Origin of the sequence: Teredinibacter waterburyi (genome assembly GCF_001922985.1) — a bacterium.
In the GTDB taxonomy this organism is placed as follows: domain Bacteria; phylum Pseudomonadota; class Gammaproteobacteria; order Pseudomonadales; family Cellvibrionaceae; genus Teredinibacter; species Teredinibacter waterburyi.
Genome location: NZ_MRUH01000168.1, coordinates 282,248 through 304,254, shown reverse-complemented (window position 1 = coordinate 304,254; position 22,007 = coordinate 282,248). Strand labels below are relative to the sequence as shown.

Below are 22,007 nucleotides of genomic sequence, written 5' to 3'. Positions count from 1 at the left end.
CTCCAACTAGAGGCCGATGGGTCGGTTAAGGCCAAGTGACTTGATAGGTGTTCGGCGCCAACTCTTGGCCCACCAACTGAATACCTTGCTTGAGTAAGTCGGGAGCCTTTTCGAGCATCACCACACTGCCATTTAGATGCCAGCCACTCTCCTGAGTCCAGTTGGCGGCCATTTCCATATTCACTGGCGCTTCTAAATTAAAGATCTGTGCGGTTACACCTTTACTGGTATTTTCCTTCACCGTTGCGGCGTAGGAGCCTAAATTCATCCATGAGTCACCAGTGTTAGCCTGCGCATTTTGCCATGCGAGACGGGCATCCAAAGATTCCACATTAACACTATTGTTACTACCAAAACGCAGCTCGCCAGTAACGACATCAACCGAACCTCGACCACCTAACTCTACCGCTAGATATTCGCTAAACGGTGCAACACTGGAATTAATACTCAAATCTTTTAAATAGGTGGTACCCGCCAAACTTTGACACGCTTTGCCACTCGCGGTGGTGCTCGACGGGCCGGTCTCAAATTGGATACAGGGCTTCAAAGTCAGTAGCGACCAAAAGCTGATGCGCCACTTAACCTCTCCGAGCGGTAGCGACGATTTTGCTAGGTCGTATTGACCGCTGGCCGCTTGGCCAGACCACACGGTGCCTTTCACGCCGGTAAGCCATAGCGCCGGCACACGCTTATGCAGGGCTGATGCCGCCAACTCGGCAGGAGCGCGGGAGACAACCAAATAAACGAAATACACCACGAGAAACACAATGGCGAGTGGCTTGAGTAATTTAAGGGCCATAGTTTGAGTCTTGTATTATTTTTTAGTCAGAGTTAATCGCGATGTAAGCGCACGTTGACCGAAACAAATCCTGGGTTTGAACCGTTTGCGATAGAAAGATCTTTTATCTCTATGCGCTGAGCATTCTCAACTTCATTTACCCAAGCCAAAAAGTTGTCAAAATTTACTTGGTCTAAACGCAAGCGCACATCGCTATTGCCACTGGGCTGCATACCCGATAACTGTAAGCTGTGCTTGCGTAAACTCTCATCCACCGCTTCAACAATACTGGCTTTCTTCGCCGCGCCGGCGTTAGCTTCATCTCGACTCATCCAAATTGCCGCATATTCACGTACTCGCGCCAAGGCTTCTGTTTGCGCAATATTGGTTCGCAACTGAGCATTACGCATATCGTAGGTCGGCTTCAAAATTGCCGCGTACAAAAAATACAAAGCTAAGACTAGGCCGAGAGCCACAAGATAAATCTGGTCACGACTGGAGGCCTGATTCCACCATTCTTTTATTTCGTTCACTTAGCCACCTCTGTTACTTTCATGCGCGCGCTGTGACGATCACCTTTAGCTTCAACACGCAGTAACTCCGCCGCAAAGCCTTCAGCGGTAACAGCCCCACGCAAGGTTTCGAGCTCGGCAAAACTACTGCCCTCAATATTCAACATTAACTCGCGCTGATCACCCGTGTAGCGGATGCTGCTCATGGTGATATTGCCGGCCTGCTTCACCGCCTTGGCAACGCTATTTAATAGTGCAACAAAGTTAGTTGTACCGCCGGATGGTCCACCCTTTAGCGTTTTCACGAGCGTTTCTAACTTTCGCTCAGGGTCGCCACCACGACCATTGGGAACGGCCTGCTGATAAACGGCGTTCATCTGCGAAAGAATTGTTTTCTGCTGACTCTTCGCCACTTGATATTGAAAGAAGGTAACGGCGAGCGCAATAACATAAGCGGCGGCGAGTGCAACCAGTGGTGTTTTCCATTCCTGCAGCCAACGTGTAAGCGGTAGCTGACGCGAGTAACTGCCACTGCGTAAATTTATCGGCTGGCGATCGCTGCCGGTATCGATCCAATCCCAAAGCCCACCAATATTTCGTACCAGTTCTGGGCTGTCTTCCGCTTCCGAACGCCACTGCTCCGGCAGCCAAAGGGTTAACTTATCGAGGTCGTAATCATTTTCCGCGACCAAATTAATAGGGCCATCGACCTTTTGCGTTTCACCAAGGTCGGCAAGTATCATTGGCGCCATACTCGCCTCTATCGCAAAGCCGCGCATCTTCCCGAGTCGCGCTATGACAACGCCGTCCTCGTAGATAAAGGTTAACCCTTTATCTTCTACGATCAGATTTAAATAATCTGGCAGCGCTGTGCGGAAATCGCAGTTGGCGGCAATAAGGTCTGCCACCACACTATTCATTACATCCGATTTTAAATAAAGAACATCCACGGAATCGCCGGTAATAGGGCCGAACGCCATGTGTAAATCTTCAACGCTATCAATCAGCTCTTCTTCCATTTCATAAGGAAGTAACTTGGCGAAGTGACGCTTATCTTTAATATCGATTTCAACATGGGTAGACACCACCCACTGGCCGGGTACAACTAAGGCTACAGGCAAGTCGTCGCCGCCTACCTCTTGCGCCAAGGCATCGGCATCGCCAGTTTTAAAAGTGTCGCCAGACCAATGGCCATCGCTGGCGACTCGGCGCCACTGCCAAAGGCCATCTGCTGTGTTACGGGCGAATAATTTTTCAGCCACGATTCTTATCTCTATTGTTGGGCCCGTCGCCAGGCTCTTACTTAAAAATTAGCGTCTGTGCGCCTAAGGGTTGTCACTTCGTCATTCACCCGTCGCAACAAACTTTTACTGCGACGAATATAGTCATCCACCTGCACTTCGGTAAACAATAAAAAATATTCGGTGGCGACCACTAGATCTGTCGCATCAAAATTACTTTGACCATTCGCAGCGACACCGACAACCTGATCAACTGAAGATGCGCCTTGAAAGTCGCCAACTGTGTCAAAACCGCCACCGCGCTCAGAGAAAATATACTGCGCGTCTTCGATACTATTCGGCATTAACGATCGCTTATCATTAATAGTACGCAACATTTCTAAGGACATGGTATTAACATTAGTTAAAGCTTGCTCCGGTAACGCGATCACAAAAGGCAGCAAGCCCTGATACAACTTATAATTCATGCCGCGAATTAAATAGAGCTCGCTTACACTCATAAACTTTTTATTGGCGACGAGGTAGGGCGGCTCCAAACCACTGTAATAATCAGATTCGGCGCCGCCAAACCCTGTTACATTGCTGTCGACGTCAATCCAGTCGATGACGGCCTCAGTAATATTTATCGCCGACTGCTCATCGAGATATACACCCTCACCTTCAAGAGTGGAATCGCTCAAATTGATAGTTTGCAACAATCGAATAAAGCGCCGCTGACTCGCCGTAAATCGTTCCCAGGGTTCTGGCGCGCGCCCCTTAATAGGCTGAGCACTTTTTGCTAGCAAATTTAAATTAAATCGGCCCTGAGCATCTTCCATACGACCGCGAATCCAACTCTCATCGATCGGTGCTTCTAAGGGTGTTGCCCAAACATCGTAAAGCGTATCAATTGCCTTGCCACTCGCCTGCTCTTGCAGTTTGTCCTGCTGCAACCCCCACTTGGCAAAGTCTTCCGCACCACGTAAATAGATATCGCCCTGCATACCAAACCAGCGATTACCAGCACGGACAATACTGAGATCAAAACGCCAACTCAGCTCAACTGCAATAGTGGTGACCAAGGCGACAATCAACAACGCCAACACCAGTGCAACGCCTCGCTGGCTTTGCTGTGGGCCTCGCTTGAATCCTGTTGAATTCATTTGCAGCGGTTTTTTCTGTGTGGTCATTCGCTAGTCTCCCGGCAGCAGGGCGAACAGGCGGGTCAATTCACCACGGCCTTCAAGCTCGAACGAAATCTTAACGGCGATCGGCAGTTTATCTGGCGTGGCGCTGCTGGTTCCATTGCCGGGCCACTCATCCAACCAAGGGCCTTCTTTAACACCTGTTGCACCTTGATCGGGTAAAGCTGTTACCGAAAATTCCGAAACGCCCGCTAAAATCTTTTGTACCCGAGCAATATCTTCATCGACATTAAATGGGTCAATCCAGCTATAGCGCATTAAAATTTCATCTTCTACCCGATAGGCTACACGCATAACTTCGGTACGTGGATTCCCCAAGGGGTTGGCCATGCCGCCGCGAATAAACATGAACGGGAACTCACCCCGTTCGTCAATTAACATCGACGGCATTAAATCGCCAAATTGATTGATGCCGGCGTAGCGCAACGCATTGCGCAAATCGTTTTCAACCAATACCCAGCTGCGATCAAGCAGTTGGATTTCACGAATTTTATCGGTACTAACCTCGGCAGAACGCTGACTCACATCTAGCGCTCCAAACGCCAATACCGCGATCGTTGCCATGATTACCGCTGCGATTAAAACTTCGAGTAGCGAGATCCCACGCTGACCTCTAATTGGGGTCATAAACAAACCCCGCTAGCGTTGCAATTGACGAGTCATCGTCGATACCAACACTAATCTCAATTCGATATAACTTTTCAGTTGCCGTTGTCTCTGGCTTTATCCGCCAATGCCATTCGCGGCCGGCATAGTCAATCGTGTCATGACGTTCGCTTTTAGGTATCTGTTTTTTAATTCTGGCGTCTAGGGTGATTTCTTCCAACTTGTTGGAGGCAATCCAATAGGCATAGGTTTTTTCTTCAATCGCACCAGTATGATCTGACACCGACTGCACACGTAATAACAACGCAGGTAGTGCAACACCAACAATAATGAGAGCAATCAACACTTCTATGAGGGTAAAACCGGCAACCTTGTTCATGGTATTTATTCAGTATTACCTCAATTGCAAGCGTATCAGCAACATAGTTGCCACCAGCACAAAGTTAAACCCTCTGCTCTTTGGATGTTAAAAATCACCCAGTTCCTCTTTAATCTCTTCCAGCATTTCTTCTTTCTCGACCCAAACTACGCGACCCCAGTCATCCAGTGCAACGTTCTCGCTGGTTTCGTCGAAATCGTCGAGACTAAATTCAATATTAAACCGTGTAGCTTCACCATCTGGGTAAAAAGCTATGGCAGGGAGATTTACCTCCGGCGCGTCTTGCCAATCCCAATCTTCATCGTCGATACTGATAAAGAGCTTTATTTCACGGTCAAGTTCGACGGCCGGCAGCTCAGGGTAATCGATCCAGCCCTGCTCGGTCATTACTTGCCATTTATAGCGCCAACCGCGATCTTCTGGGTTTTCACTCCAGCTTGGCGGCTCGAGTAACAGACCAAAAGGGCGGCCATTGAGTACTGACATTTCACTGGCAAAATCAGCGTAATTGGCAAACTTTTCTACCGCGCTACGCATCTGTTTTTCTGGCCCGCCTTGGTTTACAGAGACGCTAACACCGCCCATCACCACGCCAATGACCACTAGTACTACTAGAATTTCTAAAAGCGAAAACCCCGCGCAGCGTTTATTCGCTCGCATACCCATCGTTTTCGCCATAAATGTTACCTAGTATGCGCTATTGATTATTGTCGCCAGCTTTATCCCAATTGCCAATATCGGTGCCTTCTTCCTGCCCACCACGTACGCCGTCAGCGCCGAGCGTGTAAATCTCGTAGGGATGGCCATCCGCAGGACTGGTGTAGAGGTAAGGAGTTCCCCATGGATCTTCCGGCAATTCGGGTAGATAACCGCCTTTACGCCAATTCTTAGGTTCTGGCGAGGAGCTCGGACGACTCACCAAAGCTTCCAAACCCTGCTCACTACTCGGGTAGACAAAGTTATCAAGCTTGTACATTTTTAGCGCGGTTTCAATGTTGGCGAAGTCGGCCTGTACCTTCTGTAATTTACTGCCTGAGAGGGCCTCCATAACGTTGGGAGCCACGATCGAGGCGAGTAAACCCATAATCACCAATACCACCATAATTTCGATAAGGCTGAAGCCTTTCATGTTTTTTGCTTTTATCATCGTGTTACTTCCTTCCTAAGGTCGTGCTTAAATTCTTGAGTCTTATGTCGGCTTAACGATAAGCGCAGACAATTGGCTGTTATCTATCCATCAATAATCATATTTCGTTGAGCAAGCCTGCAAACCAAGGCCTCGTATTCAAGCTAGTGTACCAACTGATTCATCTGGAAAATGGGCAACAAAATAGCAATTACAATAAAAGTGACGATACCGCCCATAAACAACACCATTAAAGGCTCCATCAAACCCAAAGCGGTATTCACAGAAAACTCTAGCTCGCGCTCTTGGTTGCGCGCCGCATGCAGCAGCTGTTCGGCTAACTTACCGTTGGCTTCACCACTGGCGGCCATCTGTACCAGCAAGGGAGGGAATGCGCCCGCCTGATCCAAAGCTTTGTGTAAACTGGAACCTTCTTGCACCGCAATAGCCACTTCCTGACTAGCGCGCTTCAGTTCGTTATTGGTAAGAACCTGAGAGGCAATCCGCAAGCCTTCCAACAAAGGTACGCCCGAGTTCACCAGTAACCCGAGGGTATTCGCATAACGAGAACACTCGCCCTGCATAATCAACTCACCCATCAACGGCAGTCGCAATTGGATTTTATGCCAAGCGCGTTTGCGTTTTTCTGAACGTAACAACCACTTTAAAAAAGCACCGAGCGCAACAAGGCCGAGCAATAAAAAGATACCGTAGTTAACCAAAAAATTGCTGGCGCCTATCAGGAATTCAGTAACCGCGGGCAAATCAGATTTGTTGCGCTCGAACAGCCCAACCAGCTTGGGTACCACCTTGACCATCAGCAAAGTCACCACAGAGATACTGACGCAGATCATGATGATCGGGTAGACCATCGCCATCTTTAACTTTTGCTTAGTCTCTTGAGTTCGCTCGGTGTAGTCGGCGAGCTGCTCTAGAACGGGGCCGAGATAGCCGGACGATTCACCTGCTTTAACCATGGCGCGGTAGAGGTTGTCGAACACACGCGGCACTTCGGCCATAGCCTGCGCCAAACCCAAGCCCTCAAGTACTCTTGAGCGCACTTGCAACAAGATTGTTTTTGCAGCGGGTTTACGGCTCTGCTTGGCCGTAGAGTGGAGCACCTCGTCAATGGGCAGGCCCGATTGCACCAGCGATGCCAGCTGCCGCGTTACCAGCGACACGTCACGATAATTCATGTGCGGGCGACCAAACTGGAAGCCAAAACCCGAGTCTGATTTACCGGTATTTTTTTGCCGCGTGGTTTTAACGTTTAAAGGTTTCAGTTGCTTAGCACGCAACTGGTTGCGAACCTGACGCTCGGAGTCGCCTTCGATAACACCCTTTACTGTTTTACCGCGCGCATCCAGCGCTTGATAACTATAAGCGGCCATGGTTTAACACTAGGATATTGCAGTTACCCGCAACACCTCCTCAATACTGGTATCGCCGTTCAACACGCGATCGCGACCGTTTTGGTCAATCGCACTACAATGCTTACGGGCATAGGCAATCATCGCTTGCTCACCAGCACCTTCGTGCACGAGCTGGCGCAGCTGATCGTCAATAAGAATGAGTTCGTAGATGCCAGCACGCCCGCGATAACCCGTATGGTGACACTTGTCGCAACCTACTGGCTTATAAACAAGTGAATGTTCAGGGACGCCCAAGCGCACCGATTCAGATTCTGTCGCGGTGTGAGGCTCTTTACATTCATTGCAAAGCATACGAACAAGTCGCTGAGCCATAAGAGCCTCAAGACTAGATGAAAGCAGGAAGGGCTCTACACCCATATCTTGCAAGCGCGTGACCGCACCAATTGCCGTATTGGTGTGGAGCGTGGAAAGAACCAAGTGACCGGTCAAACTCGCCTGCACAGCAATTGCTGCGGTTTCACGGTCACGAATTTCACCAATCATCACCACATCTGGATCCTGTCGAAGAATCGCGCGCAAGCCGCGGGCGAAGGTCATGTCGACTTTGGTATTAACCTGAGTCTGACCGATCCCAGGTAACAGATATTCGATTGGATCTTCGACCGTTAAGATATTGCGACTGCGTGTGTTTAAGTGACTCAAACCGGCATAAAGCGATGTAGTTTTACCGGAACCTGTAGGGCCGGTAACCAAGATAATACCGTGAGGTTTTACCAGCGCAGCCTCAAAGTTGGCTTGAATCTCTTTTGGCATACGCAGCTGACCCAAGGACAGCTGACCCGCCGCCTGATCCAAGAGTCGCAACACCACCCGCTCGCCATGCGCAGAAGGGATGGTAGAAACACGAATATCAACCGCATGGCCGGCCAGCTTAACGGTAATACGGCCATCCTGCGGAATTCGCTTCTCGGCGATATCCAGCCGTGCCATAACTTTTAAACGCGACACCAGTACCGGAGCAAGCTGCGGCTTGGGCGACAAGACCTCGTTCAAAATACCGTCGACACGAAAACGAATAGAAACCCGGTCTTCGTAGGGTTCAACGTGAATATCCGAGGCTTTTTCCTGCACGCCCTGAGACAAAACCGCGTTAATCAAGCGGATAACGGGGGCATCACCATCGCCCGACAAAAGCTCGCTATCGTCGGGAATATCTTCGGCCAAGGCACTCAAATCAAACTCGGCACCCATATCCTCAACGGCTTGCTGGGCTTCGCCATCAGTACTCTGGTAAGCGCGGGTGAGCCGAGCCTTGAAGGTTGCCTCATCAAGCTCTTCCAGCTCGAATGGGCGACCGAGATGACGGCGTAGCTCAAGCAAGGTTTGACCGCTGATTCCAGGCATCGAATACACCTTGCCGTCCTCCAGCATCACCCCATAGGTGTTGGCAAAGGAAAAGGGTAAACGCGTATGTACCAAGGCTACTTCTTCAGTCACCGTGCCACCCCTTACTCTTCGCTCGGCGTAGCGCGGAGGTTTTTAGAATTAATTTCTGGCAATACCGGTACGATACTATCATCCATTAGCTCTAAACCTTTCTCACGCTGCTGTATCTGCAAGTCGCGCACATAGCCGTATTTTTCAGCGGTCGCACCATACAGGGTCTCGTCATCACGAATAATTTTCGCCCGCAAAAACACCATCAGATTAGCGCGCACATACTTAGTCGATTTGAATTTAAACAGGTTACCGATCAGCGGGATATCACCCAACAGGGGAACGCGCTGGTTACCATCTTGAATATCGTCTTTAATCAGGCCACCCAAAACCAATATTTCACCATCGGCCGCAAGAATTTGAGTATCGATTTTACTCTGTGAGGTAATCGGCTGGCCGCCCACAGAATCGGCCGTTAGGCTTGAAACCTCTTGCGACACATCGAGTAAAATTTTGTTGCCCTCGTTATTCACCTGAGGTGTTACGGTCAACAAGATACCCACATCTTCACGCTGAGTAGTTGAGAAGGGGCTAGAGATACCAACACCACCATTGGTGGCGGTATAGCTACCGGTCTGAAAGGGAACCTTCTGGCCTACCGAAATACTAGCCTCGTGGTTGTCCATTGTTAACAACGACGGCGTCGATAGAATGTTGGCGTTGTTATTTTTCTTTAGCGCGGTTAGTAGGGTTACAAACTTCTGCGGACCATTGACCCCAACGGCGCCGAGCACTTGACCTGTGGTGCCAATCAGACCATTTGCCATTTGCAGCAAGCCTTCATCTCCACCGGTTACAGCACCAGCAGCGACATTGCCAATCGGTGCAGTACCCGAAATGGAACTGCCGAGAACACCGTCTTCAGAATTCGTAAACAGCCATTCAACACCTAAACTCTCGTCTGCATCGGCGTTGATTTCCACAATAATCGCTTCGACCAGTACTTGTGCACGTCGTATATCAAGGCGGGCAACTACTGCCAGCAACGAATCGAGAGTATCGCCGTCAGCGGTGACTAGGATACTGTTAGTCGCTTCATCGGCCTCTACTGTCGCGCCGCTAGTTTTTGTTTTGCCCTTCTCTCCCGCGGTTTCAAGGCGGGACATGTTTTGTACAACTTTGCTCAGCACTGTTGCCACTTCTTTTGCATCGGCGTATTCCAAGTAAACAACGCGCACGTTACCGGTCTGATGCTGAGGCCTATCAAGACGGTAAATCAACAATTTAGCGCGCTCGCGCTGTAAGTCTTCGCCGCTCAGTAGAATCGCGTTATTGCGCTTGTCGGCGACCATTTGCAATTGATTCGATGACGGCGCGCCTTTATTTTCTTCTCGGCTCAACTTGCTTAGGGTTGCCACCAAACTGTCCGCGTCCGCATACTTTAGCTCGATAACCTCAGTCACGGGCAGCGCCGCAGTATCGATCATTTTGATCACTTCTTTTAAGCGTTCAATATTTGCAGCGGTATCTGACACCACGATGGCGTTACTTGGATCATAGGCCGCCAAGTGGGAATGTTGGGGCACCAAAGGACGCAACACTGGCAGCACTTTTGCCGCGGCAATGTTTTTCAGTTGAATGACTTGGGTAACGTAACCCTCGTCAATTTCCGAGTGAGTCGTTACTGGCAAGGGCGACGAGCGTGCATCTTTTAACGGCAGAATCCGCACGATATTACCCACTTCCACAACAGCGAAATCGTGGACTTCTAGCACGGAGCGAAACAGCTCCATAAGCTCACGTTCACTCAGGGATTTTTGGGATATAACCTTCACCCGCCCTTTTACTCGCGGGTCAATGACCATTGTCTTGCCGGTCACTTCAGCCACGAATTTAATCACTTCTTGAATATCAGAATCTTTGAAGTTGACTGTCCAAGTCTGTTGCGGGCTGGCTTGAGCCCAGCCCTGATTCACACTTGCGAGTGAGAGTATGGCCACGCAAACTATGGCTGCAATATTCTTTAACACGGTTTTATCCACCTGAATTGTCAACTCTAATCGTTATTTGTAAGTCTTCGTCGCCACGACGCACAACTAAATTGGCCTCGGTAGCGGCTTTCAACTCCTGATAAACTTCTCGAAGCTGTTTCGGATCGGTCATTTCGCGTCCGTTCACAGACGTTACTATATCCCCAGACTGTAGACCCACCTCTTCGAACAGTTTGCGATCGCGCCCCGGACGCAATTTATAACCTACCATTTCACCATTTTCACGATGCACACTAAAGCGCACCACATCGCTTACCGACTGCGGCATATCGCTCTTGCTAATGGTTTTTTTCTGGGATGGCGCCTGCGCCAAGGTATCGTTTGGATCGCGCCCACCGGTACGCGGCACGGTGTAGCGGTTGCGATTATTTTGTGATTGCTTGAAATCGGCTTCCGAATACAGCCAAAGAGATTCATAGCTGCCGTTGTTATCCAAAATAACACGCTCTTCAAGAACTTTAGCCAGCTTTACGCCCTGCGCTTTGGCGATCTCCTCGCCAATACGGTAAAGCTGCTGGTCGTTGCCATCGGCGATGATCGCGCGCGCACTCTGCGGATCAGTGCTGGAAATAATACCGTTCAACTGCAAACTCAACCGAGTAGTAGCCGCCCCCTCTTCCAAACCGTCCAAGGCGGGTGCGAGCTGAGATTCAGCTACATCTAGCACCGGTGCGGTGCCGCCATCACCAAACAACTTGAGCTCCTGCAGAACCGATATATCGATGTCTGCGCGGGAAACAGTAACCTCTTCTTTAACCGGAACGGCCAAACGGGCGGGCTGTAACGGCGTGGAAGCTGGCACCAACCACCAAAACAATCCACCAACGCTGTTGCAGATCCAGAAAGCGGCCAAAAATAACAGCAAGTTACGCCAATAGATAAGCGGAACACGCTTCAGAAAGACGACAGTTCGCTGCCAATAATCATTGGCGGCGATTAGCAGTGGATTATCTGCGAGCGCTGTCGTCACTTATATTTCTCCAAGTCGGTTTAATATAGTCATCGCTGATTGGCCCTCAAGGCGAGGCAAACGATCTATGCGTTTACGCAAGACACGACTACATTAACCCTTGTTATGATCATTATCGTTATAGGGTATTCAGCTCTACGATCGGGAGTTTTGTTGCCGTGCATTGCACCGCAACAACAAAAACAAGCACCCTCGAGCGTTTAAACCTACTGCTGGACGACCTCTAATTCACTCTCGCACCAGCTCGCAAACCCAGCCCACATGGGCTTAGCAGCCAATCGTAGGGCGCCGCCGTTTCAGCAGAAGGTCGTCAAGTTTATACAGGCTGAATGAGGATTGGTATGTCAACGGTATGTTTATTCTAGATTTTTTCACAATTGGGGGCTGAATTCACAAGTTTTTCCCCCATATTCTGAAGCACACACCAACCGACGGATTAGTTGTCTATGAATCAAGTTTTTGTCCTCGCAAATCAACATCAACAATACTTTGGAAAAAGCAAAGAGTGGCTCGACGGCTCAGACAGCCGCTCCCTCTACCGCTCTGAATATAAAGATGAAGCGATAAACTTGATGGTTGAGCTAACGGTAAAAGACCCAGATGTTCGAATCCAAATTAAATCACTCGAAACAGCCGCCAATGGCGCGCTAGTGCTCCCAACCGACGACACCAGCAGCGCCACTGCAGAACCAAACACAAACCTAGACGACGCCGACGCAGGTGAAGCGGATTTTCAAGCCGAACCAAAATCTCAGCCAATAACAGACGTAGGTTAAACGCATGCCGCATCAACTGCAGGTTCCCCCCGAACTGCTCGAGCCGGAAAACGCATCGCTGCTAACCGGTATTTTACGCGGTGTAGAGCGCGAAAGCCTAAGAGTGACACCTACGGGTAATCTCGCGGTGTCACCGCACCCCGAGCGTCTTGGCGCTGCTCTTACTCACCCTCAGATCACGACCGATTTTAGCGAAGCCCTGCTGGAATTTATCACCCCGCCCTGCCACAGCATCGACGACCTGCTTAACAACCTAAGCCTGCTGCAACGATTTACCGCACAGCAGCTAGAGCACGGCGAACGACTCTGGACACAAAGCATGCCCTGCGCTCTAGGCGAGGACGACAGCATTCCCGTGGCCCAATACGGCAAGTCGAATAATGGGCGCATGAAGACCGTTTATCGCGTTGGGCTTGGCCACCGATATGGTCGAGCCATGCAAACTGTCGCGGGTGTTCACTACAACTTTTCGCTACCGAACGCTTTCTGGGCCTTTTTGCGCCATCGCGATAACAGCATATTGAACTTACAAGCCTACAAAGACCGCGCCTACTTCGGATTGATACGAAACTTTCGCCGTTATTACTGGCTGCTGATTTACCTGTTCGGCTCATCGCCAGCCATCTGCCGCAGCTTTGTTCGCGATCGCCCGCACGACTTGGAATTCATGGACGAACTCTCTCATACACTGCATGCACCCTACGGCACATCACTGCGAATGGGCGACCTTGGCTATCAAAGCAGCGCACAGGAAGATTTATATGTGTGCTACAACGACAAGAACTCCTACATTAACTCACTGTGTCGCGCCATCACCCAGGAGCACAAAGCCTACGCTGATATTGGCACCACCGACGAAGCAGGAAATTACCGCCAGCTCAATACTGGCTTACTACAAATCGAAAATGAATTTTACAGCTCAATACGCCCAAAGCGCGCCGCCAAACCCGGCGAAACCGCGCTCTCGGCACTCGACAATCGCGGCGTGGAATATATTGAGGTTCGCTGCCTCGACGTAAGTACCGACTCGGTACTCGGTATTACCGACGAACAAATTCGGTTCCTCGATGTCTTTTTGATTTTTTGTGCATTGATGCCAAGCCCAGACACCCACAAGGCGGAAGCAGAAGCAATCATGCACAACCAAAAGCGTGTCGTCCGGAGGGGGCGCGAACCAGGACTAAAGTTGCGCCGAACTGTAAACGAAGAAGTCGAACTAAAGACCTGGGGGCTTGAGCTGTTAGAACAATTTGAAAGCGTAGCCACGGCGCTAGACACAGCCAATGGCTGCACCTTGTTCAGCGAATCATTACACAATCAAGCGAAGAAGTTAGAAGACCCTAGCCTGACACCATCCGCACGACTACTTGAAGAGTTAAAATCAAACAAATTGAACTATGCTCGTTACGCACTCGAACTGTCGGAGCGGCACCATCAACAACTATTAAACAACCCGCCTACTAGCGCAGAGGAAAAACGTCTAGTCCAGATGAGACAGCAGTCGATTGAAGAACAGCGGGCACTAGAAGCGCCTGACCAGCAACCATTTGCAGAATTCCTAGAGCGCTATTACGGCCAATACACTATGTGTAAAAACCGCTGCTAACGCCGTAGTTATTCGCTCACTTGGCTGATTATCCAGCTATTTTTGTAAAATAAAGGTGTCAAAAAACACCTCTATAACACCGTCCTGATTGTCCTCTTCGAGCAGAATCTTGCTAATTTCGGCAAGTGCGTCGGAACGTAGAGCCTCCCTTCCAGCCTGTGAGTCGAGCGACTCACTCGTCTGGCTTGAAAACAGCATCACTAAGTTGTTGCGGATATAAGGTAGATGATGGCGGACAGAGTTTGCCGCGTCAGAACTCGCCAAACGTACCGATACGTCGGCCTTTAAATACTTGAGTTTGCCAACACCACCATAATTAACAATAAAGGCGGGCTTCAATGGCAGATAAATCGCCGCTGCGGTCTGACCTTCAGCCGCGCCCTCGGGCGACTCAGCCTCGCCCGCAGCATCCGCTGACTCCACATCATCTTCAGCCCAAGCGACATTCGCCAACGCGAACTGCAAGCCCACAAGCATACACAGCAGACGTAACACGCTAAACCTGTTCATTTTCAACTCTCTCGTTTATTCCAATATCTGCCTAAAGCATAGTTCAGATTGCGGCATCTGCGCCGGATCAAACCCCATTACTACACCCCCTAAGCGCGCCGCCATGTCATCCGAACTGGATCTTAACGTGCACTCAGCTGAGTATTCAGGTAATCCGCCAGCTAATTTAGACGAAGCCGTCGTGATCGCCTACCAAGCTTGCTCGGCGGCGCTTTAAGCGACCCATCAGTACAAGCCAAAACACTTGCTCTTAGTCTTTTTATCCCCTATCTTGAAGCCTGCCCGACTCGCGTAAAGTGATTCGATAAGCCGGCATTAATAGCCACGTTTATGGTGGCCGGCGCGGTAACTTTGCGTTCGCCTCAGCGCGAGCAAACGATTGGTTTAAAATAAATTCTCGGGCATCAGTCTTGGAAATTTAACCCAAAAAAAATTTTTCTAATAAGGTGTTAACAATGCTGGAAGAGTGTCAATCCGCACAGGAACGATGGGGCGGTGTCAGTGAAATTATTGATCGCTGGCTAAAAGAGCGTCAGCAAATGCTAGTTCTGTACTGCGACCTCTCTGATGTGGTCGATGACGAACAGTCTCAACGCGGAAGTATCTTGCGCTCCATGTGCCAAATTATGGTCGACTATGTCTCCGCAGGGCACTTTGAAGTTTACGGCCAACTCGTCGATGAGGGGCGTGCCTTTGAGGATGAAGAAGGTCTAGCGACGGCCGCCGAACAGTTTAAGAAAGTTGATTCCACCACGGAATATATTCTCGACTTTAACGATAAGTACCAAGAAGTTGATGATTTAGAGGCTTTGCCTGCGGACCTTTCTCGACTCGGGGAAATGCTAGCCGCTCGCTTTGAAGCTGAAGATGTGGCAATCAAAGTATTGCATGTCGCCCATAAAGACCACCTCGACTAAGCCAGAAATAGACAGTTAACAGGTGCACAAAACCCTGCAACTCACCAAGAAATCATAAGCGCCATTTGGGCGCTTTTTTATTACCCGCAAACGCCAAAACAAAACATCACCCATCGCCCCCGACTATCACTGCTATGCTTAACAACAGATTGAGCTGATATTCTTATAAAAGCCCACCAAAAATAAACCTCACGCAGCAAGGTATGGATAAATGCATATCTCTAGCTCTAGGGCGGTTAGATCGCTCCTAACAACACCTCTAATAGCCCTACTTTCTTTTATCAGCGGCTGCGACTCAGCCCAGGCGCCAAATCAGTCGCTTGAAGTTGCGGTAAAGGGCTTGTATTCCGCCGCACTAAGCGACGACGGAACCCTTGCAGTAGTCGGTTCGATCACTCATGGCGGCAGTTTTTGGCGACTCGAGACAAACGAACGGCTATACAACTGGAATCACAGCGGCGAAGAGACCTCAACAATTGTCGTTAGTGACATTTCACCAGACAACAACTTTGCCCTCACCGCAGACCCTGCGACTCTAGTCCTGTGGGACACCAAAACGGGGGAAGGGCTTCGCTACTGGACAGCCCCTGGTGAGATTCTGTCCGCAAAACTCAGCCCCAATGCACGCACAGCACTACTCGGCCTAAGCGATCACTCCGCGGTTTTATTTGATATTCAACGCGGCGGCGTGATCCACACATTCAAACACGGCAATCGTGTTCGCAGCGTAGATTTAAGCCGCAACGGCAGGCTGGCACTCACAGGCTCAGAAGACGGTACCTCGATACTCTGGGATGTTGCTTCAGGCAAGGAGCTCGCCCGACATAAATTTGATGCCGAAGTGAAGCTGGTGAAACTCTCACCCGACGGCAGCCTTGCTCTTTCAATGAGCAAGTTCGACAGAGCTCTACTCTGGCGCACACGCAGCGGCGAAGCCCTAGGGGAAATCCCCCTCGGCTCAGAGCGCCTGAAACGCGGGATCAGTTTTAGCACGGCAAACTTCAGTCGCGATAACAGACTGCTGCTGACCGGCCGCCCCGATCAAGTTGTGCAACTCTGGGATTTAGCTTCCCTAACTGAGATTACGCGCTGGAAGATGCCAAAACGCAGCGCATGGAAACCTACCAGCACCGCCGTGCTCGCAGTATCTTTTGGTGAAAACGAAGGCGAATACAACGCCATTGCTTCAAACGGTTTTATTCATCAACTAAAACTGGCCGAAACGCCCCCCTAGGACACACATAAAAAAACCCCCTGGCAGCAAAAGATGACAGGGGGTTTTTATTGGTCCAGCTTAGCGAATTATTCCGCTGCTGGCGCTTCAGGCTTTTTAGCGGCCGATTTAATTTCCAGCAACTCAAGATCAAAAACTAGAACAGCGTTTGGCTCAATATCATATTCACCCGTTTGACGGTTCATCTTGCCGCCAACGCCGTAGGCTAATTCACCAGGAATATAAAGCTTCCACTTTGAGCCTACTGGCATCAACTGGAGAGCTTCAACCCAACCAGGAATCAAGCTACCTACTGGGAATTCAGCTGGCTCACCGCGCTCGTAGGAGCTATCAAACTCATCACCCGCTAAATTCGCGCCGCGATAATGTGCAACAACCTTGTCTTTCGCTGTTGGGATTGCGCCATCACCGGCCGTGATAATTTCGTACTGCAAGCCAGACTCGGTTTGTATTACACCCTCTTTCTTAGCATTTTCTTCCAAGAACGCTTTGCCATCCACGAGATTTTTTTCGCCTAGCGCAACGGTCTTTTCTTGACGCTTAGCATTTTGCTCTGTTTGGAATGCGCGCATAGTCGCCTGCATTTCCTCATCGGAATAACGCTGCTCAGTTCCAGCGTTAACCTCAGTTACCGCAAGAGCAATCAGCTCGGGATTAATAGCAAAATCAAACTGCTTAGCCTGTCGAGCCATATTGAAACCCAACATATAGCTGACCTGATCATCCAAACTGGAAATTTCAATTGCTTTGCTTTCTTTCTTAGCGGCATCTTCATTACAGCCCGCCAGCAATACTGCCGTTGCAACGGCTGCAAATATAAGCTTCTTCTTCATGGTCCATACCTATAGTTATACGAATATTTCTTGTAAGCGAAACACCTAAACTTCCGTAAGGCGCTACTACTGGGCGATCCTACAAGCCAAGGCCGTCGAGTATACCTAAGCACCGCGTCAGTCACCAGCGCGCCACCTCACATCCAGAGGAATTTGGCCCCGCCAAATAGACAGCTATTTTTACGACAATATCCACAAAAACACACTTTTTTATATCAACGACAATCAGCTAGGCGCAGACAAGCTAAAATAACAACACTCATACCGCAGCATACGCCAAAAGTTGTACAATTTTTCCCCGAACGCGGTTATTATTTTCAACGCTTTCGCCCGTCAACGCTCAACTTACACCTCAGGACTTCATCATGGCAGCCAAAAAGAAAAACTCGGTATCCATCGCGGATATAGAAAAGCAAATTGCCAAAGCCACAGCCCAGCTCGAAAAAGCTCGCGCTAGTGCGCTCACCAAAGCCGATAAAACCGTAAAACAAAGTGTTACCGCACTATCCAAAGCCAAAACAGCACTCGCTAGTCAGCAAAAGAAAGCGGTCGCAGCTACTAGTGCATACGCTAAAAAGAAAACTGCAGCAAACGCCAAAAAGGTAACCGCAACAAAAGCGGCTGTGTCCCTCCAAAAAACTCAGGTCGCGAAACTAACGGCTGAGCTCAATGATGCCAAAGCCGCTCTAGCGACGGTCAAGCAAAACCTTAATTCAGCAAAAATGCTGACTTCTATCGCCGCCAAGGCAACTAAAGTTTTCCTAACTAAAAGCAAGACGAAAAAGAAGTCCAACCCTAAAAAGGCACCTGTCAGCCAAGCAACTGGGGAAAAAGGACCGTCGAAAAAACTGCCCGCAAAAAAAGTGACGGCTAAAAAGGCCAGCGCGGCATTAGCTGCGAAGCCGGTAAAAAGCCCCACTAAAAAATCTACGGCTAAAAAGGCTACTGCTTCAAAAGCAACCAAAAATAATGCCGCGATTCAGACTGAGGCCGTAAAAAAAAGCCCCGCAAAGAAAAAGACCGTTAAGAAAATTATTAGTGCTCCGCAAACAAGTGCGCCCCTATCCAGCGCGACAAAAGCGAAGCCTATCGCCGCCAGTAGCGCTGTCACAGCGAAATCAACAGAGGCAAAGCTTGTGAGCAACATTGGCACGGCCATAAGCACGCCCCCCCCAAGCAAAGTTGAGACCACCACTGAGGCGACCCCAAAAACTGTTACTCCTGCGAAAACACAAGAAACCAGCAAACACGAAGCCACTCCAAGCCCTAAGAGTATTCCCCGCGAGACCTCAGCCATAGAAACACCAGCAATACAAAAAGCACCACCGCTAATCCTGCCTTCGGTAGCCGAATCATCTATAGAAAAACTTAAGGCGGCAGTTGCTGCGCAACACGAAGAACCAAACAAAGAAGCCGTAAAGACAGAAGATAGCAACGATCTTCGACCTCGCGGCAACAGCCTATTCGATTCAGAATAGAGCTCTAAGTATTAGCAAGACACTAGTGAAGCCCACTTACATCGACGCCAGGATGTAAGTGGGCTTTTTTATGTAATGAGGTAGCGCCGAACGTCGCCGAATAATGGCTGAGGTATGACAGAAATATTTAGTTAACACGGAAGAAAACCGAAAAACTAGATTTACACGCCACAACACTTCGGCACCATAGCCAAAAGCGCCGCAGCTAACTGTAACTACTGCGCAGCTTGCACGCGGTTTGCACCATACGCGCCAATTGCGGCGCATCGGGGATCCCGAGAAACTCAAGGTAGTAGCGCAAACTTAAGGGGGCACGCTCGTCCCGCATTAGGATTGCAAAGCGACGAGTGAGATCCTGCATTCGGAACAACAGAACCTTTTCAATGACCAACTCTGCATTTAAAAGTTGCTTGGTGATGACTTTCGACTGGGTGGGGGTAAAACTTGCGGTGTTTTTAAGATAACGCCGCACATCTCGAATTTTTAACAGGGTGGACTGACTAACGGTATCAACAGAAATCAAAATATCATCTAGCACTTCACAGCTAAGAGGGATGCCCTCACTATCCAGCCAGCAGCACCAGAGAATAATATCCACGTTTGCATAATATTCGTCCTGCATATCCAACACCAGGCTCTCAACTTCTTTATGAGCGTAGACTCGATTCGCATAATCCCATAGCGATTCCACCCAAAGTCCTGCTGCTTTTACTTGCGTCATTAGATTATGGTTCTGCCGTAAACAAGACCTACATGGTAATAGTCGCACTCCTGCAGCTCTAGTAGCAATGCTGTTTTTTTTGGAGTGGTGAACACTTTTCGCCCAAAGCGTTTCTTTTCTAAGCGCTGACTAATCGCACCGTCGAAAGATAAGATCCCAAACGCCATGCCCCAAGCGCTCACCACGAGCTTCAAATTTTGTATGAGGGCGATAGTCAGGCTGGTCGGCGAAGCAATATTCGTCAACACTGTTTTGGTAACCTTCCGCCAAACACAAAAACTCCATCGCCTGATCGGCATAATCCTGCCAATCTGTTGCCATATGAAATACGCCACCAAGTTTCAGCAAACGCCGGGCCGACTGAATAAAAGCAGGCTGTGCGATACGGCGCTTCTGATGTTTCTTCTTATGCCACGGATCAGGAAAGTAAAGCTGGAATCGATCAAGGCTCTCAGGCTGTATACAATCACTCATAACATCGTTGGCATCAGCCATATAAACACGTAAATTTTTTATACCCGCCAAGCCGGCGGTACTGATTAAACGGCCAACCCCAGGCGGATGTACTTCGATGCCAATAAAATCCTTGTCCGGCTCAGCTTGTGCCATTTTAAGTAACGAATCGCCCATACCAAAACCAACCTCCAGCACAAGCGGCGCTGCGCGGCCAAACACCTGCTGCTGATCTATAGGGCCATCAAACAAGCTCAACCCATACTCCGGCCACCAATCATCAAACGCCTTTTTCTGGCCGTCTGTCATGCGTCCAGCGCGAATTACGTAACTGCGAATCGATTTCTTCTTAAACTCTGGTCTCATCCAACTTTCTTCACTGTACCAATAGCGACAACCAACATCGTCCAACCCAAAATAAACGACAGCCCACCAAGCGGTGTAACTGGCCCCAACCAGCGTGGACCGCCAAGCGCCAGACCATACAAGCTGCCACAAAAAAATATTAATCCACCAACGAAGCCAAGCGCAGACCAGTGCAGCCAGCGCTGCGGCGCGCCCTGCTGCAACAAGATCCCGACCGCCATCAATGCCAACACATGATAAAAATGGTATTGCACGGCGGTGTGCCATGCGGAAAGTAAATTGTCAGCCAAGCGTCCCTTTAAAGCATGGGCGCCAAAGGCCCCCAGCACTACCGCCACCGCACCATTTGCAGCAGCGAACAACAGAATTAGCTTGCTATACATTAAAAACAACCTCGACAGGGACCTGCAAATGGCTCTCAAAAAAAAAGCCGCAGACTCTGCGGCTTTTTCAGACTAGTAAGTACATCAATTATCGCGTCAAAAATTTTCAACGCAAGATGTAAACGATTTAGGCTTCCATAAAAACGCGCATTTTTTTCATCGCATTTTTTTCTAACTGACGAATTCGCTCTGCCGAAACGCCGTACTTATCGGCAAGATCGTGCAAAGTTGCTTTACCATCATTTAGCCAGCGCTGCTGCAAGATATCGCGACTGCGATCATCTAGCTGTGCCATCGCGCCTTCTAAGCCAGCGAGACTATTCTCAGTCCAATCGGCTTTTTCCAGCATGGTAGACGGATCGTAGCGTCGATCCTCCAAGTAATTTGCCGGCGCTTGGAATGCGGTATCGTCATCTTCGTCTGCGCCCGCATCAAAAGACGCGTCATAAGCAGACAAGCGGCTTTCCATTTCCCGGACATTCTTAACATCTACATTCAAATCTGCCGCAACGGCTTCAGCCTCAACGTTGTTCAACCAACCCAAACGCTTCTTTTGACCGCGCAGATTAAAAAACAGCTTACGCTGAGCCTTCGTAGTGGCGACCTTCACAATACGCCAGTTACGTAAAATGAATTCGTGCATCTCGGCTTTAACCCAGTGCACAGCAAAAGACACCAAACGCACACCCTTTTCTGGGTTAAAACGCTTAACAGCTTTCATTAGCCCAACATTACCTTCCTGTATCAGGTCCCCCTGAGAAAGGCCGTAACCCGCATAGGATCTTGCAATGTGAACCACAAAACGCAGGTGCGACATAACTAAACGACGCGCCGCTTCCAAGTCTTCGCGATAGTACAGGTCTTCGGCTAACTGCTTCTCTTCTTCCGCAGTCAACACTGAGAAACTGTTCACGGCCTGCATGTACGCATTCAGGTTTTGGCCCGGCGCCAATACTTCAACAGTCTGTAAACTCGTGCCCATGGGCAACGTCCTCCAAATCTAGTTTCGGTTGGCATTTCGCCCAACCCTAGCTCACCAATCACTGTTATCGCAGCTTACTGCCAATAACAGC

At 49.5% G+C, this 22,007-nt stretch carries 23 protein-coding genes; 5 read left to right on the top strand and 18 right to left on the bottom strand.

What is annotated here, in order from left to right; all coding sequences use genetic code 11:
• Positions 1-25: 25 nt before the first annotated feature.
• The 12 genes from IDZ20_RS15460 to gspC form a co-directional block, all read right to left on the bottom strand.
• A complete protein-coding gene (locus tag IDZ20_RS15460) occupies positions 26-799 on the bottom strand; it encodes a type II secretion system protein N (protein ID WP_188152337.1) in 774 nt (257 codons plus the stop codon).
• A gap of 32 nt (positions 800-831) precedes the next feature.
• Positions 832-1,311: a type II secretion system protein M gene (locus IDZ20_RS15455; protein ID WP_188152336.1), complete on the bottom strand. Its 480-nt coding sequence runs from the start codon at positions 1,309-1,311 to the stop codon at positions 832-834.
• Positions 1,308-2,552: a type II secretion system protein GspL gene (gene gspL / locus IDZ20_RS15450; protein ID WP_188152335.1), complete on the bottom strand. Its 1,245-nt coding sequence runs from the start codon at positions 2,550-2,552 to the stop codon at positions 1,308-1,310. Before gspL ends, IDZ20_RS15455 begins: the two co-directional genes overlap by 4 nt.
• Positions 2,553-2,593: 41 nt before the next feature.
• On the bottom strand, positions 2,594-3,700 hold the full coding sequence (gene gspK / locus IDZ20_RS15445) for a type II secretion system minor pseudopilin GspK (RefSeq protein WP_245792360.1): 1,107 nt from the start codon (positions 3,698-3,700) through the stop codon (positions 2,594-2,596).
• Positions 3,701-3,703: 3 nt separating this feature from the next.
• Positions 3,704-4,342: a type II secretion system minor pseudopilin GspJ gene (gene gspJ / locus IDZ20_RS15440; RefSeq protein WP_188152334.1), complete on the bottom strand. Its 639-nt coding sequence runs from the start codon at positions 4,340-4,342 to the stop codon at positions 3,704-3,706.
• Entirely contained in the window at positions 4,329-4,700 is a 372-nt protein-coding gene (gene gspI, locus IDZ20_RS15435) for a type II secretion system minor pseudopilin GspI (protein ID WP_188152333.1), read from the bottom strand. The genes gspJ and gspI overlap by 14 nt, the downstream gene beginning before the upstream one ends.
• Positions 4,701-4,787: 87 nt before the next feature.
• Positions 4,788-5,378 (bottom strand): GspH/FimT family pseudopilin, encoded by a 591-nt coding sequence (locus IDZ20_RS15430; RefSeq protein WP_245792359.1) that lies wholly within the window; start codon positions 5,376-5,378, stop codon positions 4,788-4,790.
• A gap of 19 nt (positions 5,379-5,397) precedes the next feature.
• Positions 5,398-5,847 (bottom strand): type II secretion system major pseudopilin GspG, encoded by a 450-nt coding sequence (gene gspG, locus IDZ20_RS15425; RefSeq protein WP_188152332.1) that lies wholly within the window; start codon positions 5,845-5,847, stop codon positions 5,398-5,400.
• 143 nt (positions 5,848-5,990) lie between these two features.
• Positions 5,991-7,217 (bottom strand): type II secretion system inner membrane protein GspF, encoded by a 1,227-nt coding sequence (gene gspF / locus IDZ20_RS15420; RefSeq protein WP_188152331.1) that lies wholly within the window; start codon positions 7,215-7,217, stop codon positions 5,991-5,993.
• 9 nt (positions 7,218-7,226) lie between these two features.
• Positions 7,227-8,696, bottom strand: a complete 1,470-nt coding sequence (gene gspE / locus IDZ20_RS15415) for a type II secretion system ATPase GspE (RefSeq protein ID WP_245792358.1) — start codon at positions 8,694-8,696, stop codon at positions 7,227-7,229.
• An 11-nt stretch (positions 8,697-8,707) separates the two neighbouring features.
• Positions 8,708-10,666 (bottom strand): type II secretion system secretin GspD, encoded by a 1,959-nt coding sequence (gspD, locus tag IDZ20_RS15410; protein WP_245792357.1) that lies wholly within the window; start codon positions 10,664-10,666, stop codon positions 8,708-8,710.
• Between the two features lie 4 nt (positions 10,667-10,670).
• Entirely contained in the window at positions 10,671-11,657 is a 987-nt protein-coding gene (gspC, locus tag IDZ20_RS15405) for a type II secretion system protein GspC (protein ID WP_188152330.1), read from the bottom strand.
• A gap of 446 nt (positions 11,658-12,103) precedes the next feature.
• Between gspC and IDZ20_RS15400 the strand changes: the two genes are divergently transcribed.
• The gene (locus IDZ20_RS15400; protein WP_188152329.1) at positions 12,104-12,433 is read left to right on the top strand and encodes a hypothetical protein; all 330 of its coding nucleotides are present in this window, start codon (positions 12,104-12,106) and stop codon (positions 12,431-12,433) included.
• Positions 12,434-12,437: 4 nt separating this feature from the next.
• Positions 12,438-14,039, top strand: coding sequence for a glutamate--cysteine ligase (gene gshA / locus IDZ20_RS15395; protein WP_188152328.1), 1,602 nt, complete (start codon positions 12,438-12,440; stop codon positions 14,037-14,039).
• A 36-nt stretch (positions 14,040-14,075) separates the two neighbouring features.
• Here the strand turns inward: gshA and IDZ20_RS15390 are convergent, their stop codons facing one another.
• Positions 14,076-14,549 carry a flagellar basal body-associated FliL family protein gene (locus tag IDZ20_RS15390; protein WP_245792356.1) on the bottom strand — a complete coding sequence of 158 codons (474 nt, stop codon included), beginning with the start codon at positions 14,547-14,549 and terminating at the stop codon, positions 14,076-14,078.
• Positions 14,550-15,004: 455 nt separating this feature from the next.
• Between IDZ20_RS15390 and rsd the strand changes: the two genes are divergently transcribed.
• Positions 15,005-15,466: a sigma D regulator gene (rsd, locus tag IDZ20_RS15385; RefSeq protein ID WP_188152327.1), complete on the top strand. Its 462-nt coding sequence runs from the start codon at positions 15,005-15,007 to the stop codon at positions 15,464-15,466.
• 211 nt (positions 15,467-15,677) lie between these two features.
• Complete coding sequence (locus IDZ20_RS15380; protein WP_188152326.1) at positions 15,678-16,700, top strand: WD40 repeat domain-containing protein; 1,023 nt, start codon at positions 15,678-15,680, stop codon at positions 16,698-16,700.
• Positions 16,701-16,768: 68 nt separating this feature from the next.
• Here the strand turns inward: IDZ20_RS15380 and IDZ20_RS15375 are convergent, their stop codons facing one another.
• Positions 16,769-17,533 (bottom strand): FKBP-type peptidyl-prolyl cis-trans isomerase N-terminal domain-containing protein, encoded by a 765-nt coding sequence (locus tag IDZ20_RS15375; RefSeq protein ID WP_188152325.1) that lies wholly within the window; start codon positions 17,531-17,533, stop codon positions 16,769-16,771.
• Positions 17,534-17,898: 365 nt separating this feature from the next.
• On the opposite strand from IDZ20_RS15375, the gene IDZ20_RS15370 reads away from it, so the two are divergent.
• The gene (locus tag IDZ20_RS15370; RefSeq protein WP_188152324.1) at positions 17,899-19,011 is read left to right on the top strand and encodes a histidine kinase; all 1,113 of its coding nucleotides are present in this window, start codon (positions 17,899-17,901) and stop codon (positions 19,009-19,011) included.
• A 205-nt stretch (positions 19,012-19,216) separates the two neighbouring features.
• On the opposite strand, the gene IDZ20_RS15365 is transcribed toward IDZ20_RS15370, so the two are convergent.
• From IDZ20_RS15365 to rpoH, 4 genes are all read right to left on the bottom strand, one after another.
• Complete coding sequence (locus tag IDZ20_RS15365) at positions 19,217-19,732, bottom strand: TIGR02444 family protein (RefSeq protein ID WP_188152323.1); 516 nt, start codon at positions 19,730-19,732, stop codon at positions 19,217-19,219.
• A gap of 129 nt (positions 19,733-19,861) precedes the next feature.
• A complete protein-coding gene (trmB, locus tag IDZ20_RS15360; protein WP_188152322.1) occupies positions 19,862-20,551 on the bottom strand; it encodes a tRNA (guanosine(46)-N7)-methyltransferase TrmB in 690 nt (229 codons plus the stop codon).
• A complete protein-coding gene (locus IDZ20_RS15355) occupies positions 20,548-20,934 on the bottom strand; it encodes a DUF423 domain-containing protein (protein WP_188152321.1) in 387 nt (128 codons plus the stop codon). Before IDZ20_RS15355 ends, trmB begins: the two co-directional genes overlap by 4 nt.
• A 127-nt stretch (positions 20,935-21,061) precedes the next feature.
• Positions 21,062-21,916 carry an RNA polymerase sigma factor RpoH gene (gene rpoH / locus IDZ20_RS15350; protein WP_188152320.1) on the bottom strand — a complete coding sequence of 285 codons (855 nt, stop codon included), beginning with the start codon at positions 21,914-21,916 and terminating at the stop codon, positions 21,062-21,064.
• Between the last annotated feature and the right edge of the window lie 91 nt (positions 21,917-22,007).